The 16,122-nt window shown below is 35.3% G+C and carries 31 protein-coding genes; all 31 read left to right on the forward strand.

Translation table 11 applies throughout. The features are described 5' to 3' along the window. Positions 1–2: 2 nt before the first annotated feature. The 31 genes from HS848_RS02160 (at position 3) to HS848_RS02310 (ending at position 16,117) form a co-directional block, all read left to right on the forward strand. Complete coding sequence (locus HS848_RS02160; RefSeq protein ID WP_332871279.1) at positions 3–2,303, forward strand: phage/plasmid primase, P4 family; 2,301 nt, start codon at positions 3–5, stop codon at positions 2,301–2,303. 282 nt (positions 2,304–2,585) lie between these two features. Continuing rightward, positions 2,586–2,801, forward strand: a complete 216-nt coding sequence (locus HS848_RS02165) for a hypothetical protein (protein WP_198611093.1) — start codon at positions 2,586–2,588, stop codon at positions 2,799–2,801. After that, positions 2,794–3,108 carry a VRR-NUC domain-containing protein gene (locus HS848_RS02170; RefSeq protein WP_198611094.1) on the forward strand — a complete coding sequence of 105 codons (315 nt, stop codon included), beginning with the start codon at positions 2,794–2,796 and terminating at the stop codon, positions 3,106–3,108. The genes HS848_RS02165 and HS848_RS02170 overlap by 8 nt, the downstream gene beginning before the upstream one ends. Beyond that, complete coding sequence (locus HS848_RS02175) at positions 3,109–3,297, forward strand: hypothetical protein (protein ID WP_198611095.1); 189 nt, start codon at positions 3,109–3,111, stop codon at positions 3,295–3,297. Between the two features lie 2 nt (positions 3,298–3,299). Then, positions 3,300–3,488, forward strand: a complete 189-nt coding sequence (locus tag HS848_RS02180) for a helix-turn-helix domain-containing protein (protein ID WP_198611096.1) — start codon at positions 3,300–3,302, stop codon at positions 3,486–3,488. Then, positions 3,463–3,714: a hypothetical protein gene (locus tag HS848_RS02185; RefSeq protein WP_198611097.1), complete on the forward strand. Its 252-nt coding sequence runs from the start codon at positions 3,463–3,465 to the stop codon at positions 3,712–3,714. The genes HS848_RS02180 and HS848_RS02185 overlap by 26 nt, the downstream gene beginning before the upstream one ends. Positions 3,715–3,718: 4 nt before the next feature. Beyond that, positions 3,719–3,901: a hypothetical protein gene (locus HS848_RS02190; protein WP_198611098.1), complete on the forward strand. Its 183-nt coding sequence runs from the start codon at positions 3,719–3,721 to the stop codon at positions 3,899–3,901. Positions 3,902–3,907: 6 nt separating this feature from the next. Continuing rightward, on the forward strand, positions 3,908–4,120 hold the full coding sequence (locus HS848_RS02195) for a hypothetical protein (protein ID WP_198611099.1): 213 nt from the start codon (positions 3,908–3,910) through the stop codon (positions 4,118–4,120). Beyond that, positions 4,107–4,517, forward strand: a complete 411-nt coding sequence (locus HS848_RS02200) for a hypothetical protein (RefSeq protein WP_198611100.1) — start codon at positions 4,107–4,109, stop codon at positions 4,515–4,517. The genes HS848_RS02195 and HS848_RS02200 overlap by 14 nt, the downstream gene beginning before the upstream one ends. Beyond that, complete coding sequence (locus HS848_RS02205; RefSeq protein WP_232806054.1) at positions 4,490–4,909, forward strand: hypothetical protein; 420 nt, start codon at positions 4,490–4,492, stop codon at positions 4,907–4,909. The genes HS848_RS02200 and HS848_RS02205 overlap by 28 nt, the downstream gene beginning before the upstream one ends. Further along, positions 4,893–5,072 carry a hypothetical protein gene (locus tag HS848_RS02210; protein WP_198611101.1) on the forward strand — a complete coding sequence of 60 codons (180 nt, stop codon included), beginning with the start codon at positions 4,893–4,895 and terminating at the stop codon, positions 5,070–5,072. The genes HS848_RS02205 and HS848_RS02210 overlap by 17 nt, the downstream gene beginning before the upstream one ends. Beyond that, complete coding sequence (locus tag HS848_RS02215; RefSeq protein ID WP_198611102.1) at positions 5,073–5,576, forward strand: dUTP diphosphatase; 504 nt, start codon at positions 5,073–5,075, stop codon at positions 5,574–5,576. It abuts the gene before it with no gap. A 181-nt stretch (positions 5,577–5,757) separates the two neighbouring features. After that, positions 5,758–5,967, forward strand: coding sequence for a hypothetical protein (locus HS848_RS02220; RefSeq protein WP_198611103.1), 210 nt, complete (start codon positions 5,758–5,760; stop codon positions 5,965–5,967). 6 nt (positions 5,968–5,973) lie between these two features. Further along, complete coding sequence (gene rinB, locus HS848_RS02225) at positions 5,974–6,141, forward strand: transcriptional activator RinB (RefSeq protein ID WP_198611104.1); 168 nt, start codon at positions 5,974–5,976, stop codon at positions 6,139–6,141. Continuing rightward, the gene (locus HS848_RS02230) at positions 6,141–6,371 is read left to right on the forward strand and encodes a hypothetical protein (protein WP_198611105.1); all 231 of its coding nucleotides are present in this window, start codon (positions 6,141–6,143) and stop codon (positions 6,369–6,371) included. The genes rinB and HS848_RS02230 overlap by 1 nt, the downstream gene beginning before the upstream one ends. A 125-nt stretch (positions 6,372–6,496) precedes the next feature. Next, positions 6,497–6,910, forward strand: a complete 414-nt coding sequence (locus HS848_RS02235) for a hypothetical protein (RefSeq protein ID WP_198611106.1) — start codon at positions 6,497–6,499, stop codon at positions 6,908–6,910. Between the two features lie 135 nt (positions 6,911–7,045). Further along, positions 7,046–7,348 (forward strand): HNH endonuclease, encoded by a 303-nt coding sequence (locus HS848_RS02240; RefSeq protein WP_107635429.1) that lies wholly within the window; start codon positions 7,046–7,048, stop codon positions 7,346–7,348. Next, positions 7,342–7,806, forward strand: coding sequence for an NUMOD4 domain-containing protein (locus HS848_RS02245; protein WP_029056519.1), 465 nt, complete (start codon positions 7,342–7,344; stop codon positions 7,804–7,806). Before HS848_RS02240 ends, HS848_RS02245 begins: the two co-directional genes overlap by 7 nt. Positions 7,807–7,943: 137 nt before the next feature. Further along, positions 7,944–8,294 carry a hypothetical protein gene (locus HS848_RS02250; protein WP_198611107.1) on the forward strand — a complete coding sequence of 117 codons (351 nt, stop codon included), beginning with the start codon at positions 7,944–7,946 and terminating at the stop codon, positions 8,292–8,294. Continuing rightward, complete coding sequence (locus HS848_RS02255) at positions 8,291–9,943, forward strand: terminase TerL endonuclease subunit (protein WP_198611108.1); 1,653 nt, start codon at positions 8,291–8,293, stop codon at positions 9,941–9,943. Before HS848_RS02250 ends, HS848_RS02255 begins: the two co-directional genes overlap by 4 nt. 7 nt (positions 9,944–9,950) lie before the next feature. Beyond that, positions 9,951–11,126, forward strand: a complete 1,176-nt coding sequence (locus tag HS848_RS02260) for a phage portal protein (protein WP_332871280.1) — start codon at positions 9,951–9,953, stop codon at positions 11,124–11,126. Next, entirely contained in the window at positions 11,116–11,892 is a 777-nt protein-coding gene (locus HS848_RS02265; protein ID WP_198611109.1) for a head maturation protease, ClpP-related, read from the forward strand. Before HS848_RS02260 ends, HS848_RS02265 begins: the two co-directional genes overlap by 11 nt. Before the next feature lie 17 nt (positions 11,893–11,909). Next, the gene (locus HS848_RS02270) at positions 11,910–13,130 is read left to right on the forward strand and encodes a phage major capsid protein (RefSeq protein WP_198611110.1); all 1,221 of its coding nucleotides are present in this window, start codon (positions 11,910–11,912) and stop codon (positions 13,128–13,130) included. An 11-nt stretch (positions 13,131–13,141) separates the two neighbouring features. Further along, complete coding sequence (locus tag HS848_RS02275; protein WP_198611111.1) at positions 13,142–13,312, forward strand: hypothetical protein; 171 nt, start codon at positions 13,142–13,144, stop codon at positions 13,310–13,312. Positions 13,313–13,316: 4 nt separating this feature from the next. Then, positions 13,317–13,607 (forward strand): hypothetical protein, encoded by a 291-nt coding sequence (locus HS848_RS02280; protein WP_198611112.1) that lies wholly within the window; start codon positions 13,317–13,319, stop codon positions 13,605–13,607. Then, positions 13,588–13,938 carry a phage head-tail adapter protein gene (locus HS848_RS02285; protein WP_198611113.1) on the forward strand — a complete coding sequence of 117 codons (351 nt, stop codon included), beginning with the start codon at positions 13,588–13,590 and terminating at the stop codon, positions 13,936–13,938. The genes HS848_RS02280 and HS848_RS02285 overlap by 20 nt, the downstream gene beginning before the upstream one ends. Further along, on the forward strand, positions 13,935–14,330 hold the full coding sequence (locus HS848_RS02290; RefSeq protein ID WP_107635439.1) for a hypothetical protein: 396 nt from the start codon (positions 13,935–13,937) through the stop codon (positions 14,328–14,330). The genes HS848_RS02285 and HS848_RS02290 overlap by 4 nt, the downstream gene beginning before the upstream one ends. A 1-nt stretch (position 14,331) precedes the next feature. After that, positions 14,332–14,742, forward strand: coding sequence for a hypothetical protein (locus tag HS848_RS02295; protein WP_198611114.1), 411 nt, complete (start codon positions 14,332–14,334; stop codon positions 14,740–14,742). A gap of 62 nt (positions 14,743–14,804) precedes the next feature. After that, positions 14,805–15,470, forward strand: coding sequence for a major tail protein (locus HS848_RS02300; RefSeq protein WP_198611115.1), 666 nt, complete (start codon positions 14,805–14,807; stop codon positions 15,468–15,470). Positions 15,471–15,563: 93 nt separating this feature from the next. Further along, positions 15,564–15,881: a phage tail assembly chaperone G gene (gpG, locus tag HS848_RS02305; protein WP_107635442.1), complete on the forward strand. Its 318-nt coding sequence runs from the start codon at positions 15,564–15,566 to the stop codon at positions 15,879–15,881. Further along, the gene (locus HS848_RS02310) at positions 15,878–16,117 is read left to right on the forward strand and encodes a UPF0158 family protein (RefSeq protein ID WP_274378836.1); all 240 of its coding nucleotides are present in this window, start codon (positions 15,878–15,880) and stop codon (positions 16,115–16,117) included. The genes gpG and HS848_RS02310 overlap by 4 nt, the downstream gene beginning before the upstream one ends. Positions 16,118–16,122: the final 5 nt, after the last annotated feature.

Below are 16,122 nucleotides of genomic sequence, written 5' to 3' on the forward strand. Positions count from 1 at the left end.
TAGTGTATTATAACAACATTCCAGATGAATTAAAGCAACTTAATAACTGGTGTGTGTGGCGTTTTGAAAATCGAAATGGTAAAAAAACAAAAATTCCTTTTAACGCAGCAACTGGAGAATTTGCCAAATCGAACGATAAAAGCACATGGTCCAGTTATGACACCGCAGTCAATGCGGAAGGTGTCGACGGTATAGGGTTCTTCTTTGAACCCCCTTACCTCGGCATCGACATTGATGATATTGATGATGACTTACACCGATTTAAACAAGGTGACAAATTAGACAATATTGTCAGTGAATTTAACGAGGCATTCAAAAGTTACACCGAAGTTAGTCCAAGTGGTAATGGCCTACACATTATTGTAAAAGGTAAGATACCTGGCGACAGACGTCGTAAAGGCAATATTGAAATGTATGATAGTGGCAGATTTTTCACTATGACAGGTAAACGCATCGGTAAATATAAAGACGTTACAGAGGTATCACAACAAGTATTTAAAACTATCTACGATAAGTATTTACCTAACAAAACCATCCAATACCCTACAACAAATAACTATCAAGAGAACATTCACAACTTATCTGAAATTGATGTAATCAATGAAATTTATAAATCAAAACAAGCGAAGTTATTCGATGACTTAATGAAAGGCAATTACGAGCCTTACTACTCATCACATTCAGAGGCCGATATGGCACTGGCTAACATTCTAGCGTTTTGGTGTGCGAAAGATTACACACAAATGGATAGCATATTTAGACAATCTAATCTGTACCGCGATAAGTGGGATGAGAAACGCAAGAATTCCACATATGGAGAACAGACACTATTTAAGGCCATTAATGAGGCCGGCAACATTTATACACCGAAACATCAAACAGACGATAACCCATTAAAATATGCACTCAATCATATATTCAATGGCGAAGAAAAAGAAAAAGAGTATCCAATACGCAGCTATGATGATACAGGTAACGCCGACCGATTTATTGATAGATATGGCCACTTATATAAACACAGTTATATTACTAATAAATTTTATATCTACGACGGTCAGAAATGGAAACCGGATGATAGAGGGGCTATCCGTCAATTAATTGATGAGATGATCGTCAGTATTAAAAATGAAAAGATAATCCACAATGAGGATGTATCAGAAGAAGATGCTAGAGACGCCTTCAATAAGTTTTATAAAAAGACACGTGGCACGCAAGCTAAGAAGAATATTATGAATGAATTGATGCACCGTAAAACAATCACACCGGATGAATTCGATAAAGACGACATGCTTTTAAATGTCACAAATGGCTACATTGATTTAACGAGTAGAGAACTTTATAAACACGACATCAATCGTATGTTCTCACAAATTGCTAATACCGACTATTCAGAAAAGATGCAACCGTCAGTGTGGTTAGACTTCTTAAACGACATCTTCGCAGGAGATAAAGAGGTTATACGCTACATTCAAAAAGCGTTAGGTTATTCACTCACAGGTAGTACAAGAGAACAAGTGATGTTCATCTTACACGGTAAAGGGCGTAATGGTAAAAGTATTTTCGTTGAAACCATTGCAGAGATACTCGGTGACTATTCAAATAATATGCAAGTTAAATCACTAATGGTGAAAAAGAATGACAATGTGAATACCGATATTGCACGACTAAGTAAAGCACGGTTTGTCACATCATCTGAACCGAATGAAGGTTTCCGATTTGATGAAGGATTAATCAAACAAATCACAGGTGGCGATAAAGTCACAGCACGTTTCTTATATGCCGAAGAATTTGAGTACACACCTAAATTTAAGATATGGGTGTCCACAAACCATAAGCCTATTATTCGTGGCACTGACGATGGTATTTGGCGTCGTTTAGTATTAATACCTTTTGAAGTGCAGATACCAGAAGAAAAAGTCGATAAAGATCTCAAGTACAAATTATTGCGTGAGGCACCGGCCATTTTAAATTGGATGTGTGAAGGCGCGTATATGTGGATGCAAGAAGGTTTACACATGCCGGATAAATTGAAAGCAGCAGGTCAAACCTACCGTACTGAAATGGATGTCGTTGAGCAGTTTATAGAAGATGAGTGCAAGAGAGCAGACGACAAAAAAGTAAAAGCGAATGAATTATATGAACTATACAAACAGTGGGCGAATGATAACGGTGCGTACAAAATGAGTAACAAAGACTTTGGTAAAAAGATGAAAGAAAAATTTAAATCAAAAAGATTAAAAACTGGAATGTATTACTTAGGCGTAGAAATTCCAGTTAAGTACCCAGGATTAGAAACACTATAAAAAAGGTGTAGGGTGTAGGGTAAAGGTGTAGGGTAAAAATTACACTTTTGACCTTATAAACCCTATTATATCAACGTTTTATTACCTTCTTTTATAAAGGTGTAGGGTAGTAGTTATAAAAGTCATATACAAAAATATATAAATATATAAAAGTATAGAAGAACTTTTTAAGCGTCACCCTACACCTTTTCTTTGAAACTTAGAGCCAGTAAGGCTCGAAGGGGTTTTTCACCCTACACCTTACTATACACCTTTTTTAAAAATATTGGTGGAGGTTTAAAAATGACTGGAAAAATAATTCAAATAATAAATACCAACACAAGCATGTGGTCAGAATATGATAACGGAGACGGAACGATATTCGAAATACCTATTGTATGTTTGGCTTTAGTTGAAGATGACCAGGGTGATAGATATGTAGAGCCTATGGATATGGCAAGTGATGGGGTTATTGACTTTGTTTCACATGAAGCTAAGGGAGTTAATTTCCATGTCTGAACAAAAAATACAAAACGATATTATTCTAGCAATCAATAAACGGGGTCACCGACTGTGGAGAGCAAACGCAGGCAAAGTGATCACGAAAGATAATCGTATTATTAAATTATTACCGAAAGGTTTTCCGGATACATTTGGCTTTCGAAAAGATGACGGTAAGTTTATCGCAATCGAAGTAAAAACAGAGCGTGGAAAATTACGACCAGAACAAATTAATTTTAAAATATTTGCAGAAAGTCAGAACATTTTATACGGGGTAGCTCGTAGTGTGGAAGAGGCTATCGCAATTGTTGAGGAGGAAGTATAAATGGCTAAATTAATCGTTGATTTTGAAATTAAAGGGCAAGCTATTATATCAACAGACAATAAACCAACTGACGAAGAGATGCAGCGCTTAATAGATGTAGCTTATAAAAATGTAGATAGAGACATTCTGAATGAAGCAGATTTCGACAACGAAAAACTTTGGATAGAAGAAGCGTACTGGAGCTGGTAAATATGCGTAAAAATCCTAGAGCAACTCATGTTTATTTAAACGGGGAGCGTATCTCACTTAGAAATGCAGCGAAAAAATATAGCGTACCACATACTACTTTACGTGGTCGATATAACCGAGGATTAAGAGGTCCGGAATTATTATATGGAAAAGGAGTGTACAACTATGGTGCAAGTGTACGAAAGAAATGAAAAGCAATTAACGTCTAAGCAGTTATACGAAATTGAACAAGCAGAAAAACGACACGAAAGAGCGTTGAAACGTAAACGTAGAGAAGAACGTATTGCTAGGGCTAAACGTGCAGAACGTGAGGTTGCTAAGCACAGAGTGAACACTGGGTACTTTAAAAATCTAGAAAAAAACAATCTTGTGGTTAAAGTCAAAACAGATCAGTACGGCAATGTACAGAGGGGGTAGCGGAATGGAATTGCATGAATTAAATAAAGGCGATGACATTTGGTTTAAATATCCTAAAGCCAAAACATCATTTCCAGCAATTGTGGAAGAGTTGAATTATAACTTTGATGGCGAACCTTATCTTATGGTGCGTGTTGGTAGTGAGTTAGTAAAGATTGATGATAGATACGACATAGTAAAGGTGTAGATGAAAATGACAACTAGCACATTAGAATTATCATCAACCATCAACCAACGATACAGATACAACACACAAGGCAAGACGCCTACACAAATACAGCGAGAATTACGACAGTTAGGTGTCAAAGGCTTTGTCGTTAAGGTAGCTGGAAGTAGAGTGACGATGTTGGTTGATAGAGAGAATATAAATACGAATAGGGAGTGTGTAAGGGATGGCAAAGATTAAACGAAAAGTAGAAATGACATTACCAGAATTGATTGAGTGTGCGTGGGAGAACGAAGTTAGTGACAAGGCTTTTTATAGCAAGTACACAGGAGGTTCAGCATTTTTCGATAAAGAACAAACACTGTATTTAGAACACGAAACTCGCAAAGATGAAACTTTCACAGTAGAAATTGAAGAAGAAGTTACAGAAGAAACTCAAATATATAGACTTTTAGAATTAAGAGATAGTTTTAAATTTAAAGATGGTGGTTGGAAGGATTCAAATATATTGAAATCTTATATATATGGTAATCGCTCTATTTCAGAAGTTAAAAATGAACATAGCGTTGCTATTTATATTTTAAATGATGATATGACAATGACTTTACTTTGGAAGGACGGTGCTATGATGGAATGAAACTAGAAGAATTTCAACAACTTGGTAAAAATGTAAAATATATTGCCACGAAATTTGCAGAAAATCCCGGGAAGTTTGCAAGTGTAGTATTGCAAATGTACTGGGATGTCAAAAAAGAACGCGATTCATATAAACAACAACGCAACGAACTCATCAATGATATGGCAGAAGTGAAAAGGAAGGCAGAGGCGTGGATAGATTTAAAGAAAGAAATGGTTGAAATGTATCCAGTGTTAGTAAACGATGTTGAAATAACCAGTGGTGAATGCGAAAAAGGTATGTTGTATCAATTAGGTAAGCATTTAAGACGCATGGACGAACTCGACGGGACACATGAGTTTCAAAATTTATTAGATGATTTGGAGCGTGGTAGTGATGACAATCGAAACTGAACGTATTTATGAAATTAGTAGAGATAAATTTCATGGGGTGTTTTCTAATCGTAAGTTTGACATTTTGTGCGAATTCAGAGAAGAACCTTATGCAATTATTGAATACGATAACAAATTAATAAAAGTGGAATTATATCAAGTTAAATTTAAGGAGGAACAATAAATGACTAACACATTAGAATTTATCAAATTATCAGAGAACGCAACTAAACCAACACGTGACCGTTTAGACGCTGGTTTCGACATCTTCGCAGCAGAAACAGTGATACTTGAGCCGCAAGAAAAAGCAGTGATTAAAACAGATGTAGCAGTGAACATTCCAGAGGGGTATGTTGGCTTACTAACATCAAGAAGTGGTGTAAGTAGTAAAACACATTTAGTGATTGAAACAGGCAAGATTGACGCAGGTTTTCAAGGAAATATGAGAATTAATATTAAGAATGACATACAAGATTTCCTTATAGATACTAATGTATATATGAATATAAATGGCGGTTATGAATACGCTAGTCAAACACAAAATAGTGGTACCTACAAAATTAAAAAAGGCGACAAACTCGCACAACTCGTTATCGTACCTATTTGGACACCAGAGTTAAAAGAAGTAGAGGAGTTTAGTTATGTGTCAGAGAGAGGGACAGACGGGTTTGGATCAACAGGATACTAAGGACATATTAGAAAAAGTGAAAGAGGTGCTGGGGAAGTGAAAGATTTTTTATATTCAATACTAGTAACAGTACATGATATAGCATGGAGTGAAATAAGAATGACATTATCTTTCTTCGTGTTAATTCTTTGTTTGTGGTCATGGCTGATATTAAAAATATTTTGTTAAGGAGTGAGTGTGAGTGGAAGATTATTACAAACAGGAATTTGAAAAACTACATGAACGTGTCGCTATATCAACAGTGTATATAGGTGAAAAGTTAAGTCATGCAAAGTTCTATAATGCTAGTAAAAATTATATTAAACAGTTAGAAGCAGAGTATTATGCATTACAAACTATTCGGGTGGATATGAACAGAATTCATAGAGATAGACCTAGAGTTGAGGAGTGAACGAAAATGATTAAACGCATACTAAAAATATGGTTCATCATCGCAGTGTATGAACTTAGCAAATATCTAACTAACGAACTTATCGTGAAGTTGCAGAGTGAAGATGATGTGGACGTGCCACAGGACTTTACACAAGACGATCATATCCATTTGAATGCGGAGGTGTCAGAGTGATGAGTAAATTACTTAATCAAGTATATGTAATTGAAACTAAAGATGGCGACTTCTACGAGGAAGAAGTAGAAGTATACGGTAGCTATGGAGAAACTTCTAAAATGTTAAAGGTTGCACAAAATCCTTATGAAGCTAAGAGTTTTTTAGATTTTAGAGAAGCAGATGATATCGCATATTCATATGGTTTCAAAGTCTTAGCGCTCAACACTTATTTAGAGGAAGTGAATTAGTATGTGGATAATCGTAATATTATTAACCATTGCGCTCATTGTCTCAATGGGTGTGCAGCATGAGCAACGTAAACAAATTAAACTACTTGAACTATTATTAAACCGTAAACACTGGAGGTAATCATTTGTACACACGTGACGAAGTAAGAAACATGATAGACAATTATAAGTGGATGCGTAATATTATAGAAGCGCAAGTGTATGATGCAGACAGTACATCAACAGCACAGTATGGTATAGAAGCAGTGATGCCTAAAGCTAAAGGTGGTACAGGTGATAAGGTATTAGTTAAAGTGTTGGATAGAAATAGAGAGTATCGACGTAATGTTAAGCTACTTAATAAGCTACAATTTATAGATAAGTATGAAGAATATGTAACAGATGAAATGAACTATCATATACTACAATTGATTAAGATAGGTATCAAGCACAAGACTATCATGGAGCTTATGGAGATAAAGAGTAAGTCTACATTCTATGGATGTGTTAATGAGATAGTCAATGTCTACATGGATGCGCAACAAGGATACTATGATTAAACGAACACATCGAACCATTCGAACACATCGAACCATATGTGCAATCAATATGTAAATAGATTTATAATATAGACATACGAAACGAATACACAGGCACATCACTGGGTGGTGTGTCTTTTATTATGGAGTTAAAGTATGAATGACTACAAGACACGTAAACAATTTTATAACAGTAAGGCATGGGAAGTAGTTAGACAAGAAGTGTTAAAACGAGATAATTACGAATGTGTATGGTGCAAACGGGAAGGTAAGGTAACGACTGAAGGTCTGGAAATAGATCATATTGAAGAACTGCATATCAGACCTGACTTAAAGTTGGAACCTGATAATCTTAGAACTTTATGTAAAGCTTGCCATAACAAACGACATACTCGTTTTCAATACGGTGGAAACCAATTTAAGCCGAAAGAAATTAAATGGAGAGATGAAAGATGGTAGAAGTGTGGAAGGATGTAGGCGAAACAAATTACCAAGTATCAAGTAAAGGCAACGTTCGTAACAAACATACCAATAGAATATTGGCACAATGGATACATGATGGTAGATATAAAAGAGTTTCTTTCAATGGAAAAGGGCATCGAGTTCACAGACTCGTTGCTCTTTATTTTATTGATAATCCACTAAATAAAGAAGAAGTTAATCATATTGATGGAAATAAATTTAACAACAATGTAGAAAACTTAGAGTGGGTTACAGGTGAAGAAAATAATAATCATGCTTTGAAGGAAAATATTAATTTCAGACCTTTATCAAAAGAAAAAGTTATTAATATTTACAACTATTATCGAAGTAATAAAAATATAAAAGAAGTTTGTAATCGATTTAATATTTCAAGAAGTACTTTATATCAAATAAGAACTAAAAGAACTTATAAAGATTATTTAGAACATGTATAATTACCGCCCCCCATTAAAACAAATGAACAAAATTTTATTTCAGGGAGAACGGCGGGTGGGCTCGACTTCGCAACTTTTTGAAAAAATTACACATATAACCTATACCCCCACCTCTACATGAAGAAAGGAGTGATTTTGTGAAAGTAAGTGACAATGATAAGAACGTAATTAAAGAACGTAAGCGATTAGAAGAAATTTACAAAGATATTCCATCCGAAAAGCTAAAAGTTGTTGAAGGGCTAGTTATACAAGCAGCAAGATTACGTGTCATGCTCGATTATATGTGGAAAGACATTCAAGAAAATGGCGAATACACCATGTTTCAACAATCGCAAAACTTACCGTCATACGAACGTGAACGCCCAGTAGCACGTTTGTATAATACTCGTGACCAATCATACCAACGTGTGATTAAGCAACTTACTGATTTATTGCCTAAAGAAAATAAGTCAATTGAAACAGACGAACCTGTTGATGATTATGTATGATCAGAAACAAGTGTGTTGATGAGTACATTCAACAATGGCGTGATGGCAAGATAGTCTTTAACCAAGAACGTATTGATTTGATTGAATATCTTGAAAAAGATGTACTCACTCTCTCAAATATTCATTTTGAAGAAGAGAAGATAGAAAAATGTATAAAGTTTATTGAAAAATGGTATTTTCCAACTCAACCATTCCAACGCTTTATCATTGCTTTCTTATTTTTGATGGATGATGTTGAAGATACACCATATTTCACAGAATTTGCTTTATTCATGGGACGAGGTGCAGGTAAGAATGGTTTTATCAGTGCGATAAGTGATTTTTTCACTACTCCTATACACGGTATAAAAAAATACGATATTTCAATTGTTGCGAACAGTGAAGAACAAGCAAAGACATCATTTAATGAAATATATGATGTCCTATTAGAAAACAAACGTAATAAAACTGGAGAACGACCTAAATCACCTTATGAAGTAAGTAAAACCGAAATTAAAAATCGTTCTACTGGTTCAATTATCAGATACAACACTTCTAATACTAAAACTAAAGATGGTGGTCGTGAAGGTTGTGTCATCTTTGATGAGATTGCTATTTATGAACATTCAGATATGGTAAACGTAAAACGTGGTGGTTTAGGTAAGGTAATTCACGATAGAACGTTTTATATTTCTACAGACGGATTTGTACGTGAAGGTTTTATGGATATGATGAAAGAACGGATTACTGAAGTTTTAAAACGCAATAATCCTAACGACCGTATATTCCCGTTTTATTGTAAGCTTGATGATCCTAAAGAAGTAGATGACGAACAGATGTGGGAAAAATCAAATCCAATGTTACATCCTCCACTTACAGGATATGCACGTAACTTAAAACGTAAGATAAAAGAAGAATATAACGTGTTACACATCAACCGTTCAAACAAACCAGAGTTCATGACTAAACGAATGAATTTACCCGAAGTTGATGAAGAAAGAGTTGTCGCTCCGTGGGAAGAAATATTAGCTACAAATAGAGAGTTTCCTAATCTTGAAAATAAAGCCTGCATTGGTGGTCTTGACTATGCGTTAGTTCGTGACTTTGCCAGTGTAGGCTTGTTGTTTAGAGATAACGATGAGTATTATTGGTTAACACATTCGTTTATCAGACGTGAATTTTTAGAAACAACACATTTGGAACCGCCTATTGAGGAATGGGCTAGTAATGGTTTGTTAACGATCGTTGATGATGATGTTATCGACATATCTTACATTGTGAATTGGTTCCAACAACAGCAACAGAAATACAATCTAGTTAAAGTTATTTCAGATAACTTCCGTACTGATATTGTTAGACGACCTTTTGAAGATGCAGGTATACCTTTAGAAGTTATTAAAAATCCGACTGCGATACATGGTTTGCTTGCGCCTAGGATTGACACCATGTTTGCTAAAAAACAAATCACATTTGGTAATAACCCTTTGATGAGATGGTTCACAAACAATGTCGCAGTAAAAATGCAACCGGATGGTAGTAAGAAATACATCAAGAAAGATGAAGTTAGACGTAAGACAGACGGATTCCATGCTATGTTACACGCGCTTTATCGTGCAGATGAAATATTAGAATACGACCAACCGTTTATTATGGATGCTATTGATTTTTAGCTAGGAGGTGATTAAAATTTCAATTTTCGATCGAATACTTGGAAGAAATGAAGCAATTGAATTTAGTTATGATTTTGAGATACTGCGTGAGACATCGCACAGGGCATATATCAAGCGTTGGGTTTTGAATACGTGTATTAACCACATTGCACGTACAATCAGCCAGACAAAATTTGAAATTGAAAATGACGGTGTGAAAGAAAAGAACTCTACAACAAATTACAAATTGAACGTAAGGCCGAATACTGATGAGTCTGCTGCAACATTCTGGTACAACGTTATCCGCAAATTAATTTTAGATAATGAAGTGTTGATTATTATTACAGATACAAAAGATTTATTGGTCGCTGATGATTTCGCAAGAGAAAAATTTGCGTTATATGACGATAAGTTTACAGATATTGTTGTAGGCGATTATACATTTGAACGTACCTACTTTATGAATGAAGTCATTTACTTGGAATACAGTAATGAATCGATTGCTTATTTACTTGATGGTTTATTTACAGATTATGGCGATATTTTTGGTCGCATGATTAAATCTAATTTAATGAACAATCAAATTAGGTCAACGATTAGCATGGACGGTAACATACCGTTTAATGAACAGTCGCAACAAAACTTACAATCATTTATCGACAAAGCATATGCGGCTTTTGCAACGAATGATATTGCAATCGTTCCTATTCAGAAAGGTTACGAATACAAAGAGCATTCAAGCAATGCTAATAAGTCATCATCCGTCAATGTGGACGAATTAACTAAAGCACCGTTTGCTTTATTGAAGTATGTAGCTACGCAATTAGGCATTCCTTATCCGCTTTTGGACGGTTCGGTTGCAGATATTGAAGCGATGACGGATAACTACATGCAGTTTTGTATCAATCCTTTACTAGAAAAGATTGTTGATGAATTGAATGCGAAGCTATTCAGCGAACGCGGTTACAAAGAAGGTAAACGTATCAAGGCAATAAGCATTGACCAAAAAGGACCACTTGAAGTGAGTGAAGCAGTAGACAAACTCATTGCAAGTGGTTCTTTCAATAGAGATGAAATTCGAGTGCTTACAGGCTTTGAGCCTATTGGAAGTGAAGAAATGCAGAAATTTATTATCACTAAAAACTATCAAACTGTGGATGAAGAAACTACAGGTAGTGAAGGAGGTGATATAAATGGCGAATAACGAAATCGATATCTATGGATTAATTGATAGCGCAACAATTGAAGGGATGACGATTAGTCCACAAACTGTGCGTGATCAATTAAAAGCTATGGGAGATGTTGATGAAGTCGTTGTAAACATTAATAGTAACGGTGGAGATGTTTTCAGTGGCGTAACGATATATAACATGCTTAGACGTTTTGATGCTCATATTACTGTGAATGTTGACGGACTTGCTGCAAGTATTGCGTCTGTTATAGCAATGGCAGGTGACACAATCAACATGCCAGGTAACGCCATGTTAATGGTGCACAATGCTTGGACAATCGGTGAAGGTGATGCGAGAAGTTTCAAAAAGCAAGCCGAAGATTTAGAGAGAATCAATAGTGTTGTATTCAATAGTTATGTCGATAAAAATCCTGACATTGACCATGAGATTCTTCAAAACTACATGGATGAAGAAACATGGCTAACAGCTAAAGAAGCTAAAAATTTAGGGTTAATTGACAATATCACTGAAAATTCAAGAGTTGCAGCCGCAACGACATCAACAATTTTGGGAGGTGACAAATTCATGGCTAGATACCGTAACGAAGACCCACAACAACCTGGGCAACCAAAAGAATCAAGTGAAATCACAGTTGAAGATGTAATGGATAAACTTGAAGAAATCTTGGCGGAAGTTAAAAAAGCAAACAACAAAGATTCAAATGAATCTGAAAAGCAAACGGAAAGTAAACCTGCAGAAAACAGTTTTGCACGTTTATTTAATATGAACATTAAATAATAAGGAGGCCAATAATTATGGCAATTGATTTAGAAAATAAAGAAGAGTTTCAAAACTCTCAACAATTATTAAAAGAATTTTCAAATATGAGTCCTAAAGCAACGGACGAAGAAGTGAAAGAAAAATACACAGAATATATGAATGCATATTCTGAAGAATTAGCTAATGCTATTCGTAAAGATATGCGACAAGAACAAGGTGACAACGCAGTATTAAATGCGCGTAATGTTAACCGTTTAACTAACGAAGAAAAGAAATTCTATAATGCATTAGTGTCTGAAGACCATGTTAATACGGATACTAATTGGAAAGACGGTGAATTATTACCTGAAACAGTTGTTGACCGCATCTTTGAAGATATCGAAACTGAACATCCATTACTTAAACACATTACGATTCAACGCACGGGTTTACGTGCGCGTGTTATTCGTTCTGTACCTGAAGGTCAAGTTGTTTGGGGACCAGTATTCTCAGAAATTAAAGGTCAATTAGAGGCTTCATTCTTCGAACAAGATGTTACTTTAGGTAAAGCCACTGCATTTGTTGTTGTACCTAAAGACTTAAAAGACGCAGGTGTACAATGGGTAGACCGTTATGTACGTGCACAAATCAAAGAAGCTTTCGCAGTAGCAATTGAAAAAACTGCTATTCAAGGTTTAGGTTCTGCTAAAAACCAACCTGTTGGATTAATGAATGAAATTAATCGTACAAACGGTGCAGTTTCACCAAAAACTTCTGCAGGCACTTTAACTTTAAAAGATGCAGAAACGTCTATTAAAGAAATTGGTAACGTTATTAAAAACTTATCAATCAAAGAATACTACGATAAAGACGGAAATGTTAAACGTTCTAAAGGTGCTAGCGTATTAAACAATGTGGTTATTGCATTAAACCCTGCAGATTACATTTATACTGGTATTGCATTCATGCAATTACACAACGGCCAATTTGTAAGCCCAGTACCATTTAACGTAACATTTGAACAATCTGAATTCGTTCCACAAGGTAAAGCAGTAGTGTTCGATAAAACACGTTACAATTTCTATGCCGGCAGTGAAGTTATTATCCGTGAGTTCGACCAAACATTAGCGTTAGAAGATATGGACTTGTATACTGCAAAACAATTCTTATACGCAGAGCCAGATGATAACAAAACTTCATTTGTATATGATGTTGATTTCAGTGCATTTGGCGCACCTGCAACGTCTGACGTCGAAACATCAGATCCAACAGCATAGGAGGTGGAATGATGGCTAAATTTAAAGTCTTAAAATCATACAATGATTTAGAATTAGATAAAACTTTAAAAGAAAATGAAGAAGTAGAAATGACTGTCAAACGCTCTGAAGAAGTGGAAAACACTTTATCTGAGAAAGGGTTTGACGGTCCTTTTTTAGAACGTATTAAAGAAAAGAAGTGATTAAATGATTACTTCAGAACACGTTAATCATTTTAAAAATCGTAATCGTATTTTTTATGATATGGAAGATGAACGTATCAAACACGACTTAGAAATGTCTTATGAGGACATACAAGCTAAGTGTGGAGGTTTTGATATGAACGATTCTTCCTTAGGTCGAGAACTTGTTTATGAACGTACAAGATATGTATTTAACGATAAATTAGAAGAGTTTCACAACAACTTTCTATCTAGTATTGTCCAATTTCAAATTGTGAATATGGAGGTATCAGAAGATGGCTCTGCAACGGAATGAATTTGTAACTGGTGGCGATATGCGTACACCGGTTATTTTTTATAAAGCTAAACCGAGTGATGATTTTTTTCCGGGTGAAACTGTGGATGAAGTTGTCTATAAATGTTTTGCTAATGTCTACCAACCTTCACAAAAAGACTTGGACATGACAGACAGAAAAGCGAGTTTAACTATGGTCACTTGGCTACCCATAGGCTTAGATATTACAGATGATATGTATTTTGAAATTGACTTGCCTCGCTATAAAAATAAAAAATACAATATTATTCAATTCTTTGACGACACTGACAATCATCGTAATATCAAAATCATTGGGGAGCTTTCAGAATGAGCGTAGAGGTTAAAGGCGTTCATCAGATGTTAAGGGAGATTGGTGAGCAGTATGACGAGACAAAAATGCTTAGAGCGCAAGATAGAGCCTTAAATAAAGGCGCTAAATATTTTGTAAGTGTGCTAAAAGCAAACTTTGAAGCGTTTAGAGATACTGGCGCAAGTATTGCAGAAGTCACTGTCACTGACCCTTATTATATCCACGGCGACACACGTATGGTTAAGGTGCATTGGCATGGTTCAATGAATCGTTACGCTATCATCCACTTGAACGAATGGGGCTCAATTAAGAACCCTAGTCCAAGAGGTAAAGGTGCGATTGCTCGAACAATGTTCATGACTGAAAAACCTTATAAGCAAATAATCAAAGAATCGTTGGAAGGAGATTTGTAAAATGTTTGATATGTTGAAAACTTTACAAAAATATTTATTAAATAATGCAACAATTGCTCAACATTGTACAGGTCGAATTCGAGCGTACACTTTTGATGAAACGGCAGATACGTCAGGTCATTATATTTTGATTGACCCTCTCGTCTCACCACAACCTGAAACATATGCAAGTGATACTAATTTAACGACACAATATTTGTATCAAATTGATGTACGTGGACCCAGCTATGATGTGGTTAAGTTTCTACAAGAAGAAATTAGAACGACATTATGGTCCATAGGTTTTAAACAAGTCGACGGTATCGATGATTATGATAAAGATTTAAAGCTATATAGGGACGCTCGGCGTTACCGAGGAAATCCTTACACAATAGATGAACTTAGACACATAGATAAAGATTTAACTAAATAGGCTAGCCTTTCGTGAGTAACGGAGGGCTATTTTTTATGCCTAAAATTAAGGAGGAAATATAAATGGGTAGATATAATGCAGCTACGGGCTTAGGAAAGTTTTATTATGCCACATTACAAGAACAACCTGACGGTTCGGTTAAAACATCAGGTATTAAGGTAGTTGACTACGTACAAGAGATGTCAATTGAGTTTGGTGAAGAGTTAGAAAAAGCATACGGTTCAAACAAGGTAGCAGAAATTGCAAAATCTGCAGGTGAAACACAATTATCATTAACATTCCATAAATTACCGATCGATGTTCAAAAAGACTTATTAGGTTTAATTGAGCATGAATCAAATAAATCAGTTTATGGTTTTGGTAAATCAACTGGCATCACTTATGTTGCAGCTGCTATTCCACGTACGATGGAAGACGGTTCTAAAGAATGGTTTGGCTTATCTAAAGGCGTATTCACTCGTCCTAACAAAGAAGGCCAAACAAAAGAAGATGGTGTAGAATTCGGTTCAGATGAAATCGAAGGTCAATTCATGGAACGTGAAGTTGATGGATTTAATGAAGAACTAGCAGTAGTTATGGCTTATGACGACAATGGTAAAGTAGAAGGTCGAGATACAGTCTTTAATTCTATTTTCGGTCAAGCTTTCGACACTGTACAAACTACAGGCGAACCATTAGCTGCGCCTTCAGTAGATGCCGGCGCATCAGAAACGCAACCAACAGCATAATAATTTTTAAACGGCGACTATAAACAGTCGCCTGTTTTTGTATACAAAAATAAACGTTTAATTAAAATTCATTTTTAAAGGAGATTTCTAATTATGACAGTTAAAAAATTTGTTGAATTACAAGATGAGAACGGTGAAGTAAAAAAATATCACGCTCCAGCTTTTATTAAAGGTAGCATTGCACGTAAAGGTTTTAACTTAGGTAAAGAGTTCCAAAAATTAGAACAAAATGGTGGGGAATTTGACGATGATTTATTAGATAAATTATATGGCTTCATTGCTAATGACTTATATGATGGTCAATTTACTGCTCAAGAATTTGAAGATGGAACAGACGCACGTGAAGTACTTACTGTAGCTATGGAACAGTTAGGTGGAATCTTAGGTGACGAGGGAAAGACGACGAAATAGACGACTCTCGTTTAAAGCCTGAAGATTTCACTTATGAAAAACAATCGGAATATCTTGATACTTTATATAAAGAGTTGATGGAGAATGGTTGGAAAATGCCAGAGATAGATAACACAGATATTTATCAGTTACTTCGCATTATGAATAATAAGAAGAAATCTAAAACGAAAAGAGTTAGCAAAAACGAGAGCCTAATTGGAGCAATCACAGGTAAAGATCCTAGAGCTTCTAGTTAGGCTCT

Origin of the sequence: Staphylococcus caledonicus (assembly GCF_016238465.1) — a bacterium.
Classification (GTDB): domain Bacteria; phylum Bacillota; class Bacilli; order Staphylococcales; family Staphylococcaceae; genus Staphylococcus; species Staphylococcus caledonicus.